Raw genomic sequence first — 19444 nt, forward strand, 5'->3', positions numbered from 1 at the left:
TAATCATTGAATCAGATTATGAAATGTGTTCTTTTCGGTCAGCTCCGGAAGCGGGGCTGACACTAAAAAGAACTTATTTTTTGTTTTGGTCGTCGTTTACTTCTTCGTATTCAGCGTCGACAACGTTGTCATCCGCTTTGCCTTCAGCGTTTGCTCCGCCTTGAGCTTGCTGTGCTTTAGCAGCTTCTTCATAAAGCTTCATAGAAAGCTCTTGAACGATTGTTTGAAGCTCATCTTTTTTCGCTTTGATCTCTTCAAATTCGTTTTTCTCAATCGCTGCTTTTAAAGCATCTTTGGCATCGTTGGCTTTTTTCACTTGTTCTTCGTCCACTTTGCCTTCAAGATCTTTTAATGTTTTCTCAGTTTGGAAAACAAGCTGATCTGCTTCGTTGCGGACTTCGATTTCTTCTTTTTTCTTCGCATCAGCGTCAGCATTTTCTTCCGCTTCTTTTACCATGCGTTCGATCTCTTCATCAGAAAGACCTGAAGAAGATTTAATTGTAATGTTTTGTTCTTTTCCTGTGCCTAAGTCTTTTGCTCTTACGTTTACGATACCGTTTTTGTCAATATCGAAAGAAACTTCGATTTGAGGCACGCCGCGCGGTGCTGGCGGGATATCAGTAAGCTGGAAGCGGCCGAGTGTTTTGTTGTCGGCAGACATTGGGCGCTCACCTTGAAGAACATGGATATCAACAGCTGTTTGGTTATCAGCAGCAGTTGAGAACACTTGAGATTTGCTTGTTGGGATCGTCGTGTTGCGGTCGATCAGTTTTGTAAACACGCCGCCCATTGTTTCGATACCGAGAGAAAGCGGTGTAACGTCAAGAAGAACAACATCTTTTACGTCACCTGTGATAACGCCGCCCTGAATCGCAGCACCAAGCGCTACAACTTCATCCGGGTTTACGCCTTTATGCGCTTCTTTTCCAGTTTCTTTTTTGATTGCTTCTTGTACGGCAGGGATACGAGTTGATCCGCCGACAAGGATGACTTTGTCGATTTCGCTTGCAGAAAGTCCTGCATCTTGAAGCGCTTGACGGACAGGACCCATTGTGCGCTCTACTAAATGAGAAGAAAGCTCTTCGAATTTAGCGCGAGTTAATGTAAGTTCAAGGTGAAGCGGTCCTGCTTCTCCAGCTGTGATAAACGGTAAAGAAATTTGCGTAGAAGATACGCCGGAAAGATCTTTTTTCGCTTTTTCAGCTGTGTCTTTCAAACGCTGAAGCGCCATTTTGTCTTTTGACAAATCAATGCCGTTTTCTTTTTTGAATTCAGACACAAGATGATCGATGATAACTTGGTCAAAATCGTCCCCGCCCAGACGGTTGTCGCCGGCAGTTGAACGAACTTCGAATACACCGTCGCCAAGCTCAAGGATGGAAACGTCGAATGTACCGCCGCCAAGGTCGTATACTAGGATCGTTTGATCTTCATCTGTTTTATCAAGTCCGTATGCAAGCGCTGCTGCAGTCGGCTCGTTGATGATACGTTCTACTTCAAGACCTGCAATTTTACCAGCGTCTTTCGTTGCTTGACGCTCAGCATCGTTAAAGTATGCAGGAACTGTGATAACTGCTTTTGATACTGTTTCGCCAAGATAGCTTTCAGCGTATGATTTAAGGTGTTGAAGGATGATAGCAGACACTTCTTGTGGAGTGTAATCCTTTCCTTCAATTTCAACTTTATAATCAGTACCCATATGACGTTTGATAGACATAATTGTGTTAGGGTTTGTAATAGATTGGCGTTTAGCCACTTCCCCTACTTGACGTTCGCCGTTTTTAAATGCAACAACTGATGGCGTTGTGCGGTTTCCTTCAGCGTTAGCAATAACTTTAGGCTCGCCGCCTTCAAGCACTGCCACACATGAGTTTGTTGTTCCTAAGTCGATTCCGATAACTTTACTCACTTGAATAACCTCCTGCTATGTAATTATTGATTCACTTTGACCATGGAAGGGCGAATGACGCGATCCTTCAGCTTATAGCCTTTTTGCATTTCCTCAACAACAATGTTGGAGCCGTAGTTTTCGTCTTCAGCCTGCATAACAGCTTGGTGCAGATTAGGATCAAATTCCTGCCCTACAGCTTCGATGGCTTCGACGCCTTCTTTTTTCAAGGCTTCTACGAGCTGACGGTGGACCATTTCCATTCCCTGGAGCAAACTTTTCGTCTGTTCATTGTCGGCTTCAACCTGAAGCGCTCGTTCAAAGCTGTCAAGAGCCGGCAGTAAATCAGTCACGATATTTTGAGAACGGTATTTTTGGGACGCTTCCATCTCTAAACGGCTGCGTCGTTTATAGTTTTCAAAGTCTGCTTGAACACGCAAAAGTTTGTTTTCTTTTTCCTCAAGCAAACCTTGCAATTCGTTAATTTGGTTTTGAAGAAGTTCGCTTTCATTTGTTTCTTCCTGCTGTTCATCAGCGGCAGCTTGTTCTTCAATGATTTCTTGCTCTTCTGTTTCGTTTTGTTCAACGGTTTGTTTTTCTTCTGACATTGTGTTCACCTCCCTCAAAGTGTAAGGAGAAGGACAGGTGCTGCCCTTCGATAAAATTTGCCAAAATTCCCTTATTCATCATACAGACTTGTTAATGCTTTTGACAAGTCCGAAGTCACATGCTGAAGCAGGCTGACAACCCTGGAATAATTCATGCGGGTCGGGCCGATGATCGCAATTGAGCCGATCTGCTTCTGGTCTACGGAATAAGAAGCCGTAATCAGACTGCAATTTTCCATCTCTTCATAGTCGTTTTCTTTTCCGATTTTAATCGAAATTCCCGTGTGCGGGGATTGAACCAGCTTTAAAACATCCTGTTCTTTCTCAATTAATGAAAGCAGCGACCGAACTCGGGTGATATCATGGAACTCAGGCTGGTTCAGCATATTGATTTTCCCGCCAAAAAACAACTTTTCAACGTGATTTGTGGAATGAAAGGTTGAACGAAGCGCGTCGAGTATATTGTCATAGTTTTTAATGTGCTGTCTTAGGTACATGACAACTTCCTTAAATATGCGCTCATTCAGTTCATCCATTGGAACGCCGCTTAAACGGTCGTTCAGTATATTTACCAGTTTTTCAATATCAGACAGATCCATTTTGGTCGGAAAGTTAATCGTTTTGTTTTCCACATGCCCCGTATTGGTAACGAGAATCGCTACCGCCATATCAGGCTGAATCGGAATGATTTGAATCTGTTTAAGGTAATTCTCACTCAGCTTCGGCCCGAGTACGATGGATGTGTAATTCGTCAGATCGGACAAAATTTGCGCTGATTTTTGAACTGTCTTCTCCAGCTCGAAAATTTTCTCTTTGAAGATCGAGTGGATTTGGTCCAGGTCGCTTTTCGTCAGTTTGACGGGTGACAGCAAATGGTCAACATAGTACCGATACCCTTTTTCTGACGGAACACGTCCTGAGGATGAATGGGTTTTTTCAATAAAGCCCAATTCCTCCAAGTCAGCCATCTCGTTTCTTATTGTTGCAGAGCTAAATGTGATTTCATCTTTTTTCGAAAGAGTTCTTGATCCCACCGGCTGTGCCGATTTAATAAAATCGTTGATTATAACCTGAAGGATCAGCAGCTGACGATTTGTTAACATCATCATCACCTCTGTTAGCACTCTCAATAAGCGAGTGCTAATTCTATAACAAAAGTATCAAACCACAAGAAAAATGTCAATTATAACTCACCCAAAAAAGCGCCAAAAACTTCATTGCCTAATAATTTCCCTTGATGAGTCAAATAAACGGCAGACTCCGAATTGTGAATCAGCCCTTTTTCAGCGAGGTCTTTTAATACGCTTGGGAAAAGTCCATCCAAGGAACGGCCGTATTTTTCTGCGAATCGTTTTTTGCTGACACCGGCTGTTTTTCTCAAACCTAAAAACATTTCTTCCTCAATCTGTTCTTCTGTTGTCACTTCATGTGTATCTCTGTACGGAAAACCCTTTTCAGCTATCAGGTCAATGTAATGCTTAACAGGTCCGACGTTCACTGTTCGTGTGCCGCCGATATATCCGTGAGCGCCGGCTCCGAAACCGAAATATTGTTCGTTGCTCCAATATGTTAGATTGTGCTTAGATTCCATGCCTGCCTTAGCAAAGTTGCTGATTTCATATTGATGAATGCCGTGAGCTTCCATCTGGCTCATCACCATTTCATACATTTCAGCTTCCTGCTCCTGCGGCGGAAGATGAAGCCGCCCTTTTTGCATCAAATTATAAAATACCGTTTTCGGTTCTACAATAAGGGAGTAAACGGAATAATGCTCGGCATCCAGTGATAAAGCAGTGTTTATGGAATGTTCCAGATGCTTGAGGGTTTGCCCCGGAAGCCCGAACATGAGATCAAGACTAATATTCTCAAAACCGATTTCCCGCGCTCTTTCAAAAGAGGTGAATACATCTTTTTGCTTGTGCACTCGGCCGATTTTTTCTAACAGATCGTCTTCGAACGTTTGCACACCAAAGCTGAGGCGATTTACGCCTGCTTCTTTTAATATTTTTAATTTCTCTGCGGACAAGTCGTCCGGATTCGCTTCAACCGCAAATTCCGATAATTCGCTTGAGGGCTTCAGCACGCGGTTGATCATGTCCATCAGCTTTTTAAGCTGTTCCTCAGACAGGGAGGTCGGCGTGCCTCCTCCGATAAAGATTGTTTTGAGATCAGGCTGCCCGGTTTTTGCTATTGTATTTATCATTTCCTGTTCGAGTGCGTTTAAATACTCGTCGACTGGCTGACTTTGAATAAAATATTTATTGAAATCGCAGTAGTGGCAAATATGCTCACAAAATGGGATATGGATATAAGCTGATTTCAACGGATTCACCTTCTTTACAGAAAGAAGCCGCAGTACAAGACTGCGGCGGCTTCTATTGTTTTTTCGGACTGTCGTCCATTTTCAGAACTGCCATAAATGCTTCTTGCGGCACTTCAACTGAGCCGACCTGCTTCATACGGCGTTTTCCTTCTTTTTGTTTTTCAAGAAGTTTCCGTTTACGCGAGATGTCCCCTCCGTAACATTTAGCCAATACGTTTTTACGCATTGCTTTTATGGTGGAGCGGGCCACGATTTTCTGGCCGATTGCGGCTTGTACCGGAACTTCAAACTGCTGGCGCGGAATGAGTTCTTTCAGTTTTTCAACGATCACTTTTCCGCGTTCATATGCGTAATCACGATGCACGATAAAGGAAAGGGCATCGATTTTTTCACCATTCAGCATAATGTCCATTTTCACAAGCTTGGACGGTTTGTAGCCGATCAGTTCATAATCAAAGGACGCATAGCCTTTAGTGCTTGATTTCAGCTGATCAAAAAACTCATATACGATTTCCGCTAATGGCATATCATAAATGATGCTGACACGGTTTGCGTCTAAATACTGCATGTCAATGAAATTGCCGCGTTTTCCTTGGCAAAGCTCCATTACAGCGCCGACATAGTCATTCGGCACCATCATCGTCGCTTTTACGTATGGCTCCTCAACCCTTTCGATCTTTTGAGGATCCGGCATGTTGGACGGGTTGTCGACAACGACCTTTTCGCCGTCTGTCATATACACGTCATAGATAACGCTTGGCGCTGTCGTAATCAGGTCGATGTTGAACTCACGCTCAATTCGCTCCTGAATGATCTCCATGTGAAGCATGCCTAAAAATCCGCAGCGGAACCCGAATCCAAGCGCTTGCGAAGTTTCCGCTTCATATTGAAGGGAGGAATCATTCAGCTCAAGCTTTTCAAGAGCTTCCCTTAAATCATTATACTTCGCTGTATCAATTGGATACAAACCACAGTACACCATCGGGTTTAGCTTGCGGTATCCCGGCAGCGCTTCTTCTGCAGGATTGGCAGCGCTCGTTATTGTATCACCGACACGTGTGTCACCAACATTTTTGATTGAGGCAGTCAGGAAGCCTACATCACCGACCGTCAGTTCATTTGTCGGAGTTGCTTTCGGCGTGAACACGCCCACCTCTGTTACTTCGAATTCTTTGCCGGTTGCCATCATTTTGATTTTTTGTCCCGGCTTTACCGTTCCTTCAACGACTCTGATATAAGCCACGACACCGCGGTAGGCGTCATAAAGCGAGTCGAAGATCAGCGCTTTGAGCGGCGCCTCCGGATCTCCGGTCGGAGCTGGCACCTTTTCTACGATTTGTTCTAAAATCTCCTCAATCCCGATACCGGCTTTTGCTGAAGCAAGCACGGCTTCTGATGCGTCAAGGCCGATAACGTCTTCTACCTCTTGGCGCACACGTTCGGGCTCGGCGCTCGGAAGGTCGATTTTATTGATGACCGGAAGGATTTCAAGATCGTTGTCAAGCGCTAAGTAGACATTGGCGAGCGTCTGCGCTTCAATCCCCTGGGCTGCATCCACGACAAGAATCGCTCCCTCGCAGGCAGCAAGGCTTCGGGATACTTCATACGTGAAGTCGACGTGTCCCGGCGTATCGATTAGATGAAAGATATATTCTTCTCCGTCTTTTGCTTTATATTTAAGCTGAACAGAGTTTAATTTAATGGTTATGCCCCGCTCACGTTCAAGATCCATAGAATCGAGCAATTGTTCTTTCATTTCTCGTTGAGTGATTGCCGACGTTTTTTCTAAAATACGATCCGCTAAGGTCGATTTTCCGTGGTCAATATGGGCAATGATAGAGAAATTCCGTATTCTCGATTGCCTCTCTAAACGCTTTTCTTTATCTGTCACAATCTATCACTCCTACTATTAAACGCAAAATACACTAGCTTAGATTATATCAATAGGATTGTAAAGATTCAATGTAAAACAAGAAAGAGAAAAGTTCCCTATCATATCTGGGTTGCTTTTCTCTTTCACGTACTTATTGATTCATATCCCGTATCCATTCATACATTGACTGGGCAGTATTGGTTACGGTGTCCGAAAGCGCTTTTCCGGCTTTTGAAAACATATTGAATGTCTCCACCTTTTCCAGCTCTTTTTGTTTTTCTTCTAAATCTTTTGCCGTGACTGTTTCTCCTAGGATTGAGGCTTCTTTTTCATTATCTTTTCCGTCGGTGAGCGTAAACGCCCCCTTCAGTGAAGGGTCATGATAGCCTTTCATACTCAGCATCCCGTTGTTTGCCTGCTGCATGCCGAACAGAACGCCTAAAAACATGATCGTGACAAGCAGTAAGCACTTTCCAAAGTATGCAATCAAATCAACCACCTATTTCTTATTGTTTTTTCGTCTCCCCGCTCGCTGCGTTGACCTTTTCAGCATCCCAGTACATTTCGCTGAATACGTCCGCGGCCGCGTTAGCCGCACGCTGCAGCTCTTCGAGATTATTATCCACTCCGCCAAACTCGAGCAAAAGCGCTCTATCGGTTAAATCCTGATTGTAAACACCATTATCGCCTGGCGAGCCTTTGGAAAAGACACCTGTGCTAAGTCCGGGGTATTTTTTCTCCATCAGTTTATGAAGCTCACTCGCAATTTTATAGTTTTCTTCGAAGTTTTTGCTTTTTTTCCCGACGACAAAGGCTACCCTGGCATAGCTTTTCCCTTTAATCGTTGCGGTTGTGTCTTTTTTGCGCCGAGAGTCTCTGTGGATGTCAATGATATATTGCAGATTTTTGTTTGAAGCGAGGGCGTCTTTCACGACCGGCCTTGATTCATCATAGGACCTGGCATAGTTTAAGCCTTTTTTATTCAATTTTGACTGTATATCGGTTTTATTCACTGTGGCTCCGATTCCCTGGGATTCAAGCGCTTGTCCGAACATATCTCCTACAAGCGTGACATTGGCTTTAGAATGGCGCGCCATGTCAGGATCGGTCTCGCCTTTTAATAGAGGGAGATATGATTCCGTATTGTGCGTGTGATAGATAAACACGACCTTTTTATCACCTGTTGTTTGTTTCGGCGGATCTTTTTGCGCATTATCTGATTGCGTTTGCTGTTTTTCAATCTCTGCCAAATTCGCTTCCCTTTCTTCCTCCATCACCTTAGACGGCGGCGGCGATTCCGCAGGCATATTCGTATAATCCGTCCCTTGTCCAGCTAACAAAATCTCGGTATCAAATTGTGCAAACCCCGGCAGCTCCCGACCGAGAAAGCTCCGCGGATCTTCGAGGTTAATGCTCGTCGCCAGCTTTAAAGAAAGACGAGAAAGATGAAATGAGCTGTCTGTTTGAGAGAGGTCAGAAGCGAAATAATGGTTTTCCATCCGCAGCAAATGTGCAAATACGTCACCCGGCAATTCTTCAGCAATCCCATAAAAAGAGTCAGACGACGGCCTAAGTTCCGGCCGGAGAGACGTCAGCACACCGGATAGAACAAAAATCACGATAAGGCTTACGATAAATAGAAAGATGGCTTTTACCGCTTTCCCTCCATTTACCGCAACAACAATCTGTCTGTTTCTGCGTTTATTTCTCATTGAATCCCTCCAGCGCTTGTCTAGTAATTACTCTATGAACAAGCTAGAGGAAGTAGAACTGTTTAGTGATTGTAGGAGCCTTTGTTTTCTTGTGACACTTTTTCATGAAGCGCTGTGTTTAATCCGTTCGCTAAAACATTTGCCATATCGTCGATAAATGAATCGACTTCCTTCGGTGTAACCATTAAGTTGTGCCCTAAAGGCGAAAGCACCTCGTGAATGAGCTGCCGTTTTTCATCTTCTTGAAGGGTTCCGACAATACCTAGGAACGATTGGCGCTGCTTTTGATCGGGAAGATCTTCTTCAGTGAGCACTTTCTTTTTCCCAAACGTCATGCCTGCCGGAACAAGCGATCTTGATGGCCTGTTATCCTTCATTTCTCTGCCAAAATGTTTTAATATGTAGTCCACCGTGTCGCTGGCAATTGTCACGGCATCAACTACTGTCGGAACACCGATAGCAATCACCGGAACACCAAGCGTGTCTTTGCTTAAATCTTTTCGTTTATTCCCCACTCCAGACCCCGGGTGAATGCCTGTATCCGATATTTGAATGGTTGTGTTGACCCTTTCCACCGCCCGCGCCGCCAACGCATCAATGGCGATGACAAAATCAGGCTTCGATTGCTCAATCACACCTTTAATAATGTCACTTGTTTCGATTCCTGTTATCCCCATTACACCCGGTGCAAAAGCACTGACAGGCCTGTAACCCTCCTGTACGTTTTCCGGCTGAAGCTTAAACAAGTGCCTTGTTACCAACAGATTTTCTACTGCCATCGGTCCAAGCGCATCAGGTGTCACGTTCCAGTTCCCGAGCCCAACGATCAAACAGCTCGCATCTTTTGAGATATTAAGGTTTTCAAGAAAAGCCGAGAATTCCTCCGCAAAGACAGCAGAGACCTTCTCCTGCATTTCCGAATCATTCTCCCTGATTCCCTGTGCTTCAAGCGTTAAATAGCGCCCTTCTTTTTTTCCCGAAAGCTCCGCGCCTTCCTTTGTAACATCAACTGTGCGGATTTTAATGCCGCCGTGATCACGCTCTTTTTCAATAAAGCCTTTAATTTCTTTTGTCGGCACAGCCTGCTGATTGGCCATTGCTTCCTTCGTTTCCACTGCCAAATCGGTCCGTATCAAATACTGATTCACATCCAGCTCACTCTTTTTCATACAGGGGCCTCCTTCACATTAAGTACCTATATTGTTGCCATTTGCTGAATAAATCATGCTAAAAAGAGAACCTTCAATGAAAAATACTTTACATTTATATTGCAATCTAAAGGTGTGTTTGATAGAATACAATTTGTTCTATTGTGAAGAAGATTTAACCTTAAGACACTGTGCTACAGGTTGTATCTTAGGAGGTGAAACACATGCCAAACATTAAATCAGCGATTAAACGTACAAAAACAAACAACGAACGCCGCGTTCATAACGCGACAATCAAATCTGCTATGCGTACTGCAATCAAACAAGTTGAAGCTTCTGTTGCCAACAACGAAGCTGACAAAGCGAAAACTGCTCTTACTGAAGCAGCTAAACGTATTGATAAAGCAGTGAAAACAGGTCTTGTACACAAAAATACCGCAGCTCGATACAAATCAAGACTAGCGAAAAAAGTGAACGGACTTTCTGCATAATATAAAAACGATCCTCAATAATGGGGATCGTTTTTTTCATTTCTTTTTAACAGCTGTAAAAGGAACAGTTCGAGCAGGAGCTGCTTGTCCTTTTTCCCGGTTTTCATCTCATAGTCCATGACGGCAAGCTGTTCAATAATTGAACGGAGCTCCTCCTCTGAAAAAAGCCTTGCTTGATCCATCGCCAGCTTTACCCGAAATGGGTGAACTTTTAGATTAGAAGCGATTTGTTTTTGTCCGTATCCCTGTTCCGCGAAGTACTTTGTCTGCAGAATCAGCCGGAACTGGTTCGAAATAAGCGCCATAATTTTGATCGGTTCTTCATTTTGTTTAAGCAAATCATAAAAAATTTGCAGACTCTCTGTTCGTTTTCGGTTGACGATTTTATTGATCAGCTCAAAAATATTTTGTTCAAGGCTTCTAGCAACAAGCATTTTCACATCATCCAGCGTAATTTCTTCACGATCTCCAATAAACGTGCAGAGCTTTTGAATCTCCTGAAAAATCGATGACAGATGACCGTTCACAAGCAGAACCAAATGCTCCGCCGCTTCCGTGCCGATTGTTTTCTGCTCTGTTTTTGCAAGGTTGACAGTAAAGTCTGTCGTTTCCTTTGCGTTTAATTCCTTCGCCTCCATCATAAACGCGTGCTTCTTTAACGCTTTCGTCAGCTTTTTCCGCTCATCAAGCTTTTCATACGGAGCAAGCAGGACAAAAACTGTGTAAGGCGCAGGTGATTGTATATATGATTCAAGCGCACTGACGTTGTGCTCAATTTTTTCTTTTTTCTTTTCACCTGTTAAAAAATATGGATTTTTCACAATGACAAGACGCCGCTCCCCCATAAACGGAAACGTTTCAGCATCTGCAATCGCTTGATCCAGCGGGTCCTCTTCCAGATCAAAAACGGATAGATTGAAATCCTTTGTCTCCTGATCAACGACCGTCTGTCTGATCCTGCTGACGGTTTCTTGCAGCAGATATGTCTCTTTTCCGTATAAACAATAAACTGGATGGACATCTCCTTTTTTCAGGCTTTTCCACACATCAAATACCATTGTTGTACGACTTCCTCTCTTTCATCATCCCCTTCTATCCTAAATTGAGTTTGCAAAATAGTAAAGAGGAAGCCTGACTGCTGCTTCCCCATTTATATTAAACGCCTGTTCGCAAGCCCCCGGGACAGCTTGTAAAAAGGCGATAATCACCAGAACAGAAAACGTTACCTTAGCTTCTAGATTTTTCAAAACAATTCCATTATACTTAAGTCAGTCAGGAGGGATAAAGTTGAATGATTTTGAAAAAAACGTTCAAAGCAAACGAAATGATGCTGTAGATTCAGCTGTTGGTTTTGTTGTGTCCTTCGGATTTTTCGCCTTCTTGTTTGTCATGGCAACGGTTATTCACCTAGTTGGTTCATAACAGCGACTGCCCGGGCTGCTGATTTCTCGGCAGTCTTTTTTAGTTCGTCTCTGTTATATCTGATGTATCATATGGAGGATAGACAGAAAAGGTTCCAACTCTGTTTTTGTATCTATATTGGATCGTTCCGTTTTGATCTGTTCGCAGCACGCGGATAGAATGTCTCTGTAATAGTTGCAGAACTTTTTGATGAGGATGATGGTACCGATTGTTTTTCCCGGCTGAGATAATGGCCGTTTTCGGCTGAAGCTGTTGGATGAATTCTTCACCGGTAGAGCCTTTGCTCCCATGGTGCCCCACCTTTAAGACATCTGCTTTAATATTTGGAAACACGTCCATCACCTCCTGTTCCCCTTCTTTCTCCAGATCACCCGTCAAAATCCAGCTCAGAACGCCCGTCTCCAACCACAGAACGAGAGAGGAATTATTTTTGCTTGCCGGATCAGGTGTTTCAGGTGACAGTACATGGAACTGCAAATCCTTTATTTGCAATACATCGCCTCGCTTCACCTCTTCAATTGTCACTCCCTCTTCTCTGGCTGTCTGCAGCACTTTCTCATCTTTAGGTTCAGAAACGAACCCTTTCGGAATCACGAGGCGCTTTACTTTATGATGCTTCAGCAGAGTCTCCGCCTCTCCGATATGATCTTGGTCAGCGTGCGTCAGAATTAAAGCGTCAAGCTGTTTGATTCCCTTAGCAGTTAAAAACGGAATCAGCACCTTTTCCCCCAGTGAAAACGGATGCTGTTTTTCGCGCCAAGGCTCTGACGAGTAAGACAAAGTGCCGCCGGTATCAATTAAGACACGACCCCGCTGATGCGGAGCACCTACAAACATGCTGTCACCCTGTCCAATATCTATCATATCCACTTCTCCTTCGGAACTAAGACACGGATATATAAAGAGCAGAAACAGCACCGTGCAGCAAATGCCTCCGGTTACCATCAACTGCGACAAGGAGCGTTTTTCAATCGCCATAAGCAATAGGATGATCGCAACCGTGAATAAAAAAAGCAAAACAGGTGCAGGATGTGCGATCATAATCGTGAACACATCAACATCTGCAATGTTTGTGATTAGCCTATTGGTCCAGCTTATCAATAAATCAAACCAGCTGAAAAACAATCTCCCAAACGAAGCGGAAAGACTTAATAGAAGAACACCTGCTACAGCTCCCGGCAAAATACAGAAGGTATAAAATGGTACCATCAACATATTCATCGGTACGCTGATGATAGAAAACTGATGAAAATGATACAGGAGAATCGGAAGCGAGCCCAGCTGAGCGATGAGTGATACAATTGTCAGCTGCCCCAAGGAGGTTTTAACCTGATGAAAAATAGAAGAGGATAGAATTAAAGAAAAACTGACGGCGAACGATAGCTGAAAACCGGCTTCAAAGAGATGATAAGGATTGAAGAGCAGAAGGACGATGTATGAAAGACAAATTGCAGTTGCAGAGTGGACACGCCATTTGACAAGGCTTCCAGCTAAGTAAACACCCGACATGAGAGCGGCGCGTAGCACTGAAGGAGCAGCGCCGGTCAACATCACATAGAGCGGCAGAAATAACAGCAACAGAATTGACGCCTTTTCTCTAGTTATACCAAGGCGAATCATGATATAAAACAAACCTGCTGTCAAAATCCCCACGTGGAGTCCTGATATTGCCAGGAGATGGACAACACCAAGCTTTTGATACGCGGTAAGCACTTCATCCTCCACATAAAATCTGTCACCAACTGTAAGTGCCTGTACAATCCCTGCCGAATCAGGAGGCAGAAGGCCGTTTGTGAATGATATGATATGTTTTCTCAAGCTGAGCACCTTGTACTTAAAATTTTCAGGTTCGTTGCAGTTTTGGATAGACGTGATAGAGTAGTTCCAATGAATATGCTGCCGATAAAGATACTCGTTATAATCAAATGCACCCGGCACAGTTGCGTGATTCGGTTCTTCCAATGTACCAGTCAACTCACATGACATTCCTGGTTCTATGTATAACAGCTGTTCTTTTTCACCAGCAGACTGAATGCGATACGCAGCAGCCCATTTTTCCTTATCAGGTGTCTCAACCATCATAGACATACGGTCGCCGTCAATTTTGGGAATAGTGTCAATCACTGCCTTGAATTGATAAGTTCCCTGCCGATAGGAAGAGACATTCTGAGAATCTGTGACTGCATACAGTACAAAAAACAATATAAAAGAGAAGAAACAAACAATAATGAGAAAAGCGTGCCTCGTTTTGATTAAAATGATGAGGAGAAAGAGGATGAAAAGAAAAATAGCGGGGAAATAAGCGGCGGCAGTAATTCCAGCCGTTGCCGAAGCTGCCGCCATAGGCAATAACAAACGCGAATTACGCATTCATCACACGTAGCTCGTGAAAAGTGTATTCGCCTGTTCATGTATCTTTTTCAATTCTTCCTCCGCTAAACCGGCATCGGCCAATTTCCCTATTAGACCCGCTACAAATGAAAGCTTTTCTCTGTTTTTCAGATCAACGATCATTTCATCGAGTTCAACCTGTTCAACAGTTACACCCGCCTGTTCAAATAATTCCTGCGCATACGGATGTGTTTTGTAATCCTCAGCATAATAAACCGTTTTGATACCAGCTTGAATAATAGATTTGCAGCATTGAATACACGGATAATGCGTCACATAAATCTCGGCTCCATCAGTAGGCACCCCAAACTTAGAGCATTGAAGAATCGCATTCATTTCAGCGTGAATGGTTCTTGCGCAATGATCATCTATCATTAAGCATCCTTCATCTGCACAATGTACGCCGCCCGCGATTGACCCATTGTAGCCTCCTGCTATCATGCGTTTGTCTCTGACTATAGTAGCGCCGACAGATAATCTCGGACATGTGCTGCGCAGCGCCAATAAATGGCTTTGAGCCATAAAGTATTGATTCCATGAAATTCGTTCCACGTTGTTCCCTCCAAATGTTGTGTTGCCTGACCTTTAGTTTACCTATCATAATGCATGACCGTCAAATCACTTTACTGTAATGGAAGACTTTATTTTCTCAAATGACTTTTCACCTATTCCTGAAACCTTAGTGATATCTTCAATTGTTTGGAAACGCCCGTTTTCTTCCCGGTATGCAATAATAGCTTCAGCTTTGGATGGCCCCACCCCTGAGATGCCTTGTAACTCCTCTAAGGTTGCTGTATTGATATTCACCAGCGCTCCCTTCCCTCCATCGCTTTGGACAGACCCTCCGCCACCTTGCTGCACTGCTGTTTCCTCTCCCTTTTTCGGGATGTACACTACTGTCCCGTCCTGCAGAATCTCCGCCAAATTTACTTGCGCTTCGTCTGCTTGTTCACTGGTCCCGCCCGCTTTCTCAATTGCCTGAGATACTCTGTCCCCTGTTCGCATTTCATAAACGCCAGGATGCTGAACAGCACCTTTGATGTCTATCACAATTGTTTCGTTTGACTCGTCGTTGTTTGCTTCCTGCTTTACCACTGTATTTTCTGTCTCTGTTGGTACAGCTTGCTTCACCGGCTCTTTATTTTTCCCTGTGGCCAGAAAGATCATAATCGCTGTGAAAACAGCCGCAGAAGCCGCTAAAATAATTGCTTTCTTATGCTGATTCAACCAATTCATCGTGCATGTTCCCCGCTTTCGTCATATTTTATTTTCATAACACATATGGTTTAGAGGATAATAGCTCAAAGGAGGGGAAACCATTGAAGATAGGCTTTATCGGCACAGGAAATATGGGTACGATCCTTATCGAATCATTTATTGAATCAAAAGCAGCCGATCCCTCAAACATGACAATCACAAACCGCACAATTGAAAAAGCGTTGCACATAAAAAACCGCTACAACAGCATAAACGTTACCGAAAGTCTCGAAAAGCTCGTTTCTGAGAACGAGATGATTTTTATTTGTGTTAAGCCGCTTGATATATATCCTTTACTGGCAAGAGCGTTACCTTATTTAAGAAAAGATCATATTCTCATTTCAATTACAAGCCCCGTTCAAACCGAACAGCTCGAACAATATGTGCCGTGTCAAGTGGCGCGAGTGATCCCAAGTATTACGAACAGAGCGCTGGCAGGTGTTTCTCTTGTCACGTTCGGCACAAGCTGCGGCGAATCTGCAAAAGCGAAAATCAATGAGCTGATGCAGCATATCTCTCATCCGTTGCAAATTGAAAGTGACATCACAAGGGTTGCATCAGACATCGTAAGCTGCGGCCCCGCTTTTATGAGCTATCTGATTCAGCGGTTTATAGATGCAGCTGTTTCGGAAACATCAGTGTCTAAACAGGACGCGATTTTGATGTGTAAGGAAATGCTTGTCGGAATGGGAAAACTGTTAGAAACCGAATTGTATACCCTGCCTGCATTACAGGAAAAGGTTTGCGTTAAAGGCGGTGTAACAGGAGAAGGCATTAAAGCGCTGGAAAGCGGTGTGCAGGATATGTTTCACCGAGTATTTCAAAATACTCATATGAAGTACGAGGAGGATATTTCCGCAGTGAAAAAGCAGTTTCATGTGTAGACGAGTATGTCATACGTTCGTCTGTACTGCAAAGGCATAAAAAAGCATTTTTAAAAACCATCGTTTTAGGAAACGATGGTTTTTGATTTCTGCGCCTTGAAAAATAGGCGTTCTGATTGTGCTGATGGCTCGGTATCCGTAAAATCAGCTGTCACGCGATGGAGCTGAAAGCCGCAGCTCTTAAGCATTTCTTCGTACTCTTCCACCGGGAACGTTCTTTGCTCGTGTGTCTCATCAAAACGATCATACGCTTCTCCGTTCCACACAAAAAACGACATATCATGAATGACAGAAAGCTCGCCACTTCCGGCAAAGCTCTGCCAAATATAGCTGATATCTTCGTCCTGGTCAGCAAATGTGCTATCCGGAAAGACTTCCGCAATTTTATAAGATGAATGAACATCAAACAACAAAATGCCTTCAGGCTTTAATACCCGAAATACACTTTTAAAGGTTTCGATCACATCATTTTTTGTTTTTAAATAATTTAATGAGTCACAGCATATCACAACAGCGTCAAACTGACCGTCAAAGCCGGTAATCTCTCTCATATCCTGCTGAAGAAATAAAATAGGCTGGCTACTCGATACCTTTTGCTGGGCGAAAGAAAGCATCTCTTCGCTGAGATCGATGCCTGTAACCTCGAAGCCTTTTTCGGCAAGCCGGATGGAGATTTCCCCCGTGCCGCATGCCAGATCGAGAATACGGCCTTTTTCCGGGAGAGATGCTTCAATCCAATTTGTCCATTGATCGTAAGGCGCGTGTGACATTAACTCGTCATACACGCTTGCAAAGCCTTGATAAATCATTGATTCATTCCAAGATCAAGATCTGCGAGCGGAGCGTCTCCCCACAGCTTTTCAAGGTTGTAGTAGCTTCTTTCATCCTTGTGGAAGACATGGACAATTACATCGCCTAGATCAACGAGAACCCATCTTGCTTCATCAAAGCCTTCCATCTTTTTGACTTGAATGCCGTTTTCATCAGCTTGATCCTTGATTTCACGGGCAATAGCCTGTACCTGTTTATCTGAATTTCCGTGGCAGATCAGAAAATAATCAGCAACCAGAGAAATACCTTCCATATCCAGTGCTAAAATATCCTCTGCCCGTTTATCATCGCAAGCCGCAGCTGCGATCTTTAAAATGGACTTTTGATTCATTCACAAATTCCTCCTGTTCAGCTGCCAGACACAAGCCAGTTATACGTTAAAAATGTGTCTGGAAAAACCGGTTGATTTTTTTTCATAAGAAAAACCATTGTATTTTTAATGGACTGAATCAGCGCTTGATTCAAATCTGTCTCAGCAAGCTTACGCACCTCATCGACACCGGGAAATGCCCGGTTTGGCTCAATGTAATCGGCAACGTAAATGACTTTTTCTAAAAGTGTCATGCCGGGGCGGCCTGAGGTATGATACCTAATGGCGTCAAGAATGTCTTCATCTTGAATCCCTGCCTCTCTTTGGACCAAATAAGCGCCGACCGGAGCGTGCCAGAGCTCCGGATTATGATCCAATAAATGCGCAGGCATTTTTTCACGCGCAATAATTTGTTTCATTTCTTCTTTCGGGCGGAATTTGGCGTAATCATGAAAGATTGCCGCTGTTTCCGCTTTTTTAGAATCGGCTCCAAAACGCTCCGCAAGTTCGATCGCCGTGTTCATCACGCCAACCGTATGGATATATCGGTGTTCGGTCAATTGCTGCTTCACGCATGCAAGTGCCTCCTCACGATTCATATAAACCATTCTCCTCTACATACTTCTTCACTTTATCAGGGATTAAGTAGTCAGTGGGCTTCTTGCTTTTAAACCGTTCCCTTATCATAGTTGATGATACCTCAAATTCCGGAACGTCTGCAAAGAGAAGCGGATAAGGGGTTTCAACATGAAAACCGGGGCGCTTTACTCCAATAAATTGAATGAGGTTCAGCAGCTCGTCCAGCTTATACCATTTCGGCAAATATTCAATCATATCAGCGCCGATAATAAAGAACAGCTGATCATTTGGATAACGCTGCTTCAGTAAAGAAACGGTATCAAAGGTATATGATGGCCCTTCTCTTTCCATTTCAACAAGCTCCAGCTTAAAGGACGGATTAGATTGAATTGCAAGCTTTAGCATTTCCACGCGATGAAAGCTGTCGGTATAGTCTTCGTTCTGTTTATGCGGCGGAATTTGATTAGGCATAAACCAAATTTCATCAAGCCCCGCCTGGTACAGCACCTCATTCGCCATTAAGAGGTGACCATTATGCGGAGGGTCAAACGTGCCTCCGAAAATTCCGATTTTCTTCATTTCAACCACCTTTAAGGAAGCTCGATTTGTTTATTTTCCTTTGATTCCTTATATAACACAATCGTATTGCCGATTGTCTGCACCAATTGAGAGCGGCTTCCTTTTACAAGAGCTTCCGCTACATCGTTTTTATCCTCTTCGCAATTCTGAAGCACGCTGACTTTAATCAGCTCTCTCGCTTCAAGCGCCTCAGCAATTTGTTTAATCATGTTGTCGTTTACTCCGCCTTTACCTACTTGAAAAATCGGCGTTAAATGATGCGCTTTTGAACGCAAAAAACGTTTTTGTTTACCTGTTAACATTCTGTTCCTCCTAATTTTCCTATTACAATAGATCTCATTTTTTCAATATCAGGCTCTTGTCCAGTCCACAATTGGAAAGACAATGCTGCCTGTTCAACAAACATGCCCACACCATCGAGTGTTTTCAAGCCTTTTTGGCTTGCTTCTTTTAAAAGGGCCGTCTGTATTGGATTATACACGATATCACATACGACGGCACTGCTCGCGGCACGCTGTAATGAAAGCGGCACATCGTCCACGTTCGGATACATGCCCACAGACGTTGTATGGATGATAACATCATACTGCTCAAGACGTTCTTCTGCTTCTTTTATGCTTAATACTTCTTTATTGTGAAACGAGGGAGTAGCTTCTGTAAGCCGCTTTGCTTTTTCTAACGTCCGGTTGCAAATGTCAAATTTTTTCGGGGTATTTCGGACAATTGTTGTAAAAATGGCTCTCGCCGCTCCGCCAGCGCCGATCATTAAGAATGACAGTTCAGAGATGGGCTTGTCTAATACCTTCATTAATGACTTCACGAATCCTTCCCCATCGGTATTGTATCCGACAAGCTTATCTCCCTCTCTTCTGACCGTGTTTACGGCACCGATCACTTTTGCACTCTCATCAATATGATCCAGATAATCCATAATGGAAACCTTGTGCGGAACAGTCACATTGATTCCTTGTACGCCTAGAGCTCTTATTCCTTTTACCGCATCCTCCAGATCATTCTCTTCTACCTTGAAGGCATGATAATGTCCGTCAAGCCCGAGGTCTTTCAATGATGCGTTATGAATATCAGGTGACATAGAATGGCCAATCGGATTTCCGATAACCCCGTACAGCTTTTTCATACTCCTCTCC

Annotated in this window: 22 protein-coding genes; 3 read left to right on the forward strand and 19 right to left on the reverse strand. The window is 43.7% G+C overall.

The features are described 5' to 3' along the window. Window positions 1-73: 73 nt before the first annotated feature. The 8 genes from dnaK to gpr all read right to left on the reverse strand — a co-directional run bounded on the left by dnaK (window position 74) and on the right by gpr (window position 9573). Window positions 74-1909 (reverse strand): molecular chaperone DnaK, encoded by a 1836-nt coding sequence (gene dnaK, locus ACFVP7_RS14285; protein ID WP_338730591.1) that lies wholly within the window; start codon window positions 1907-1909, stop codon window positions 74-76. Between the two features lie 23 nt (window positions 1910-1932). Continuing rightward, complete coding sequence (gene grpE, locus ACFVP7_RS14290) at window positions 1933-2496, reverse strand: nucleotide exchange factor GrpE (RefSeq protein WP_003230005.1); 564 nt, start codon at window positions 2494-2496, stop codon at window positions 1933-1935. Between the two features lie 71 nt (window positions 2497-2567). Next, complete coding sequence (gene hrcA, locus ACFVP7_RS14295; protein WP_003246126.1) at window positions 2568-3599, reverse strand: heat-inducible transcriptional repressor HrcA; 1032 nt, start codon at window positions 3597-3599, stop codon at window positions 2568-2570. Between the two features lie 80 nt (window positions 3600-3679). After that, entirely contained in the window at window positions 3680-4819 is a 1140-nt protein-coding gene (hemW, locus tag ACFVP7_RS14300) for a radical SAM family heme chaperone HemW (protein WP_029317890.1), read from the reverse strand. A gap of 52 nt (window positions 4820-4871) precedes the next feature. Continuing rightward, window positions 4872-6710 (reverse strand): translation elongation factor 4, encoded by a 1839-nt coding sequence (gene lepA / locus ACFVP7_RS14305; RefSeq protein ID WP_003229999.1) that lies wholly within the window; start codon window positions 6708-6710, stop codon window positions 4872-4874. Window positions 6711-6843: 133 nt separating this feature from the next. Beyond that, window positions 6844-7182, reverse strand: a complete 339-nt coding sequence (locus tag ACFVP7_RS14310) for a YqxA family protein (protein WP_014477382.1) — start codon at window positions 7180-7182, stop codon at window positions 6844-6846. A 16-nt stretch (window positions 7183-7198) separates the two neighbouring features. Then, window positions 7199-8404: a spore autolysin SpoIIP gene (gene spoIIP / locus ACFVP7_RS14315; protein ID WP_014477383.1), complete on the reverse strand. Its 1206-nt coding sequence runs from the start codon at window positions 8402-8404 to the stop codon at window positions 7199-7201. A 62-nt stretch (window positions 8405-8466) separates the two neighbouring features. Further along, window positions 8467-9573, reverse strand: coding sequence for a GPR endopeptidase (gene gpr / locus ACFVP7_RS14320; RefSeq protein ID WP_014480309.1), 1107 nt, complete (start codon window positions 9571-9573; stop codon window positions 8467-8469). Between the two features lie 203 nt (window positions 9574-9776). Here gpr and rpsT point away from each other — a divergent pair, with 203 nt between their 5' ends. Further along, complete coding sequence (rpsT, locus tag ACFVP7_RS14325; RefSeq protein ID WP_003229989.1) at window positions 9777-10043, forward strand: 30S ribosomal protein S20; 267 nt, start codon at window positions 9777-9779, stop codon at window positions 10041-10043. Window positions 10044-10057: 14 nt separating this feature from the next. Here rpsT and holA read toward each other — a convergent pair whose 3' ends face one another. Further along, entirely contained in the window at window positions 10058-11101 is a 1044-nt protein-coding gene (holA, locus tag ACFVP7_RS14330) for a DNA polymerase III subunit delta (RefSeq protein ID WP_029317888.1), read from the reverse strand. Between the two features lie 39 nt (window positions 11102-11140). Next, window positions 11141-11290 carry a hypothetical protein gene (locus tag ACFVP7_RS14335; RefSeq protein ID WP_003229985.1) on the reverse strand — a complete coding sequence of 50 codons (150 nt, stop codon included), beginning with the start codon at window positions 11288-11290 and terminating at the stop codon, window positions 11141-11143. Window positions 11291-11330: 40 nt separating this feature from the next. Between ACFVP7_RS14335 and ACFVP7_RS14340 the strand changes: the two genes are divergently transcribed. After that, window positions 11331-11465, forward strand: coding sequence for a YqzM family protein (locus tag ACFVP7_RS14340; RefSeq protein WP_003229983.1), 135 nt, complete (start codon window positions 11331-11333; stop codon window positions 11463-11465). A gap of 39 nt (window positions 11466-11504) precedes the next feature. Here the strand turns inward: ACFVP7_RS14340 and ACFVP7_RS14345 are convergent, their stop codons facing one another. The 3 genes from ACFVP7_RS14345 to comEA form a co-directional block, all read right to left on the reverse strand. Continuing rightward, window positions 11505-13835: a DNA internalization-related competence protein ComEC/Rec2 gene (locus ACFVP7_RS14345; RefSeq protein ID WP_396582345.1), complete on the reverse strand. Its 2331-nt coding sequence runs from the start codon at window positions 13833-13835 to the stop codon at window positions 11505-11507. Window positions 13836-13838: 3 nt separating this feature from the next. Then, window positions 13839-14408 carry a ComE operon protein 2 gene (locus tag ACFVP7_RS14350; protein ID WP_003229978.1) on the reverse strand — a complete coding sequence of 190 codons (570 nt, stop codon included), beginning with the start codon at window positions 14406-14408 and terminating at the stop codon, window positions 13839-13841. A 66-nt stretch (window positions 14409-14474) separates the two neighbouring features. Further along, a complete protein-coding gene (gene comEA / locus ACFVP7_RS14355) occupies window positions 14475-15092 on the reverse strand; it encodes a competence protein ComEA (protein WP_004398514.1) in 618 nt (205 codons plus the stop codon). An 83-nt stretch (window positions 15093-15175) separates the two neighbouring features. Between comEA and comER the strand changes: the two genes are divergently transcribed. After that, on the forward strand, window positions 15176-15997 hold the full coding sequence (gene comER, locus ACFVP7_RS14360; protein ID WP_004398597.1) for a late competence protein ComER: 822 nt from the start codon (window positions 15176-15178) through the stop codon (window positions 15995-15997). A 65-nt stretch (window positions 15998-16062) separates the two neighbouring features. Here the strand turns inward: comER and ACFVP7_RS14365 are convergent, their stop codons facing one another. Genes ACFVP7_RS14365 through aroE form a run of 6 tightly spaced genes read right to left on the reverse strand, consistent with a single transcriptional unit; the run spans window position 16063 to window position 19434 of the window. Then, complete coding sequence (locus ACFVP7_RS14365) at window positions 16063-16806, reverse strand: class I SAM-dependent DNA methyltransferase (RefSeq protein WP_396582348.1); 744 nt, start codon at window positions 16804-16806, stop codon at window positions 16063-16065. Then, a complete protein-coding gene (gene rsfS / locus ACFVP7_RS14370) occupies window positions 16803-17159 on the reverse strand; it encodes a ribosome silencing factor (protein ID WP_014480315.1) in 357 nt (118 codons plus the stop codon). Before rsfS ends, ACFVP7_RS14365 begins: the two co-directional genes overlap by 4 nt. Window positions 17160-17176: 17 nt before the next feature. Continuing rightward, window positions 17177-17737: a bis(5'-nucleosyl)-tetraphosphatase (symmetrical) YqeK gene (gene yqeK, locus ACFVP7_RS14375; protein ID WP_017696284.1), complete on the reverse strand. Its 561-nt coding sequence runs from the start codon at window positions 17735-17737 to the stop codon at window positions 17177-17179. Continuing rightward, on the reverse strand, window positions 17727-18296 hold the full coding sequence (locus tag ACFVP7_RS14380; protein ID WP_004398676.1) for a nicotinate-nucleotide adenylyltransferase: 570 nt from the start codon (window positions 18294-18296) through the stop codon (window positions 17727-17729). Before ACFVP7_RS14380 ends, yqeK begins: the two co-directional genes overlap by 11 nt. A gap of 11 nt (window positions 18297-18307) precedes the next feature. Then, the gene (yhbY, locus tag ACFVP7_RS14385; protein WP_003226133.1) at window positions 18308-18598 is read right to left on the reverse strand and encodes a ribosome assembly RNA-binding protein YhbY; all 291 of its coding nucleotides are present in this window, start codon (window positions 18596-18598) and stop codon (window positions 18308-18310) included. Continuing rightward, window positions 18592-19434, reverse strand: coding sequence for a shikimate dehydrogenase (aroE, locus tag ACFVP7_RS14390; RefSeq protein WP_041850031.1), 843 nt, complete (start codon window positions 19432-19434; stop codon window positions 18592-18594). Before aroE ends, yhbY begins: the two co-directional genes overlap by 7 nt. Window positions 19435-19444 lie beyond the last annotated feature (10 nt).

The sequence above is a fragment of the Bacillus sp. SG20033 genome (genome assembly GCF_044570195.1).
GTDB classification, from domain to species: domain Bacteria; phylum Bacillota; class Bacilli; order Bacillales; family Bacillaceae; genus Bacillus; species Bacillus subtilis.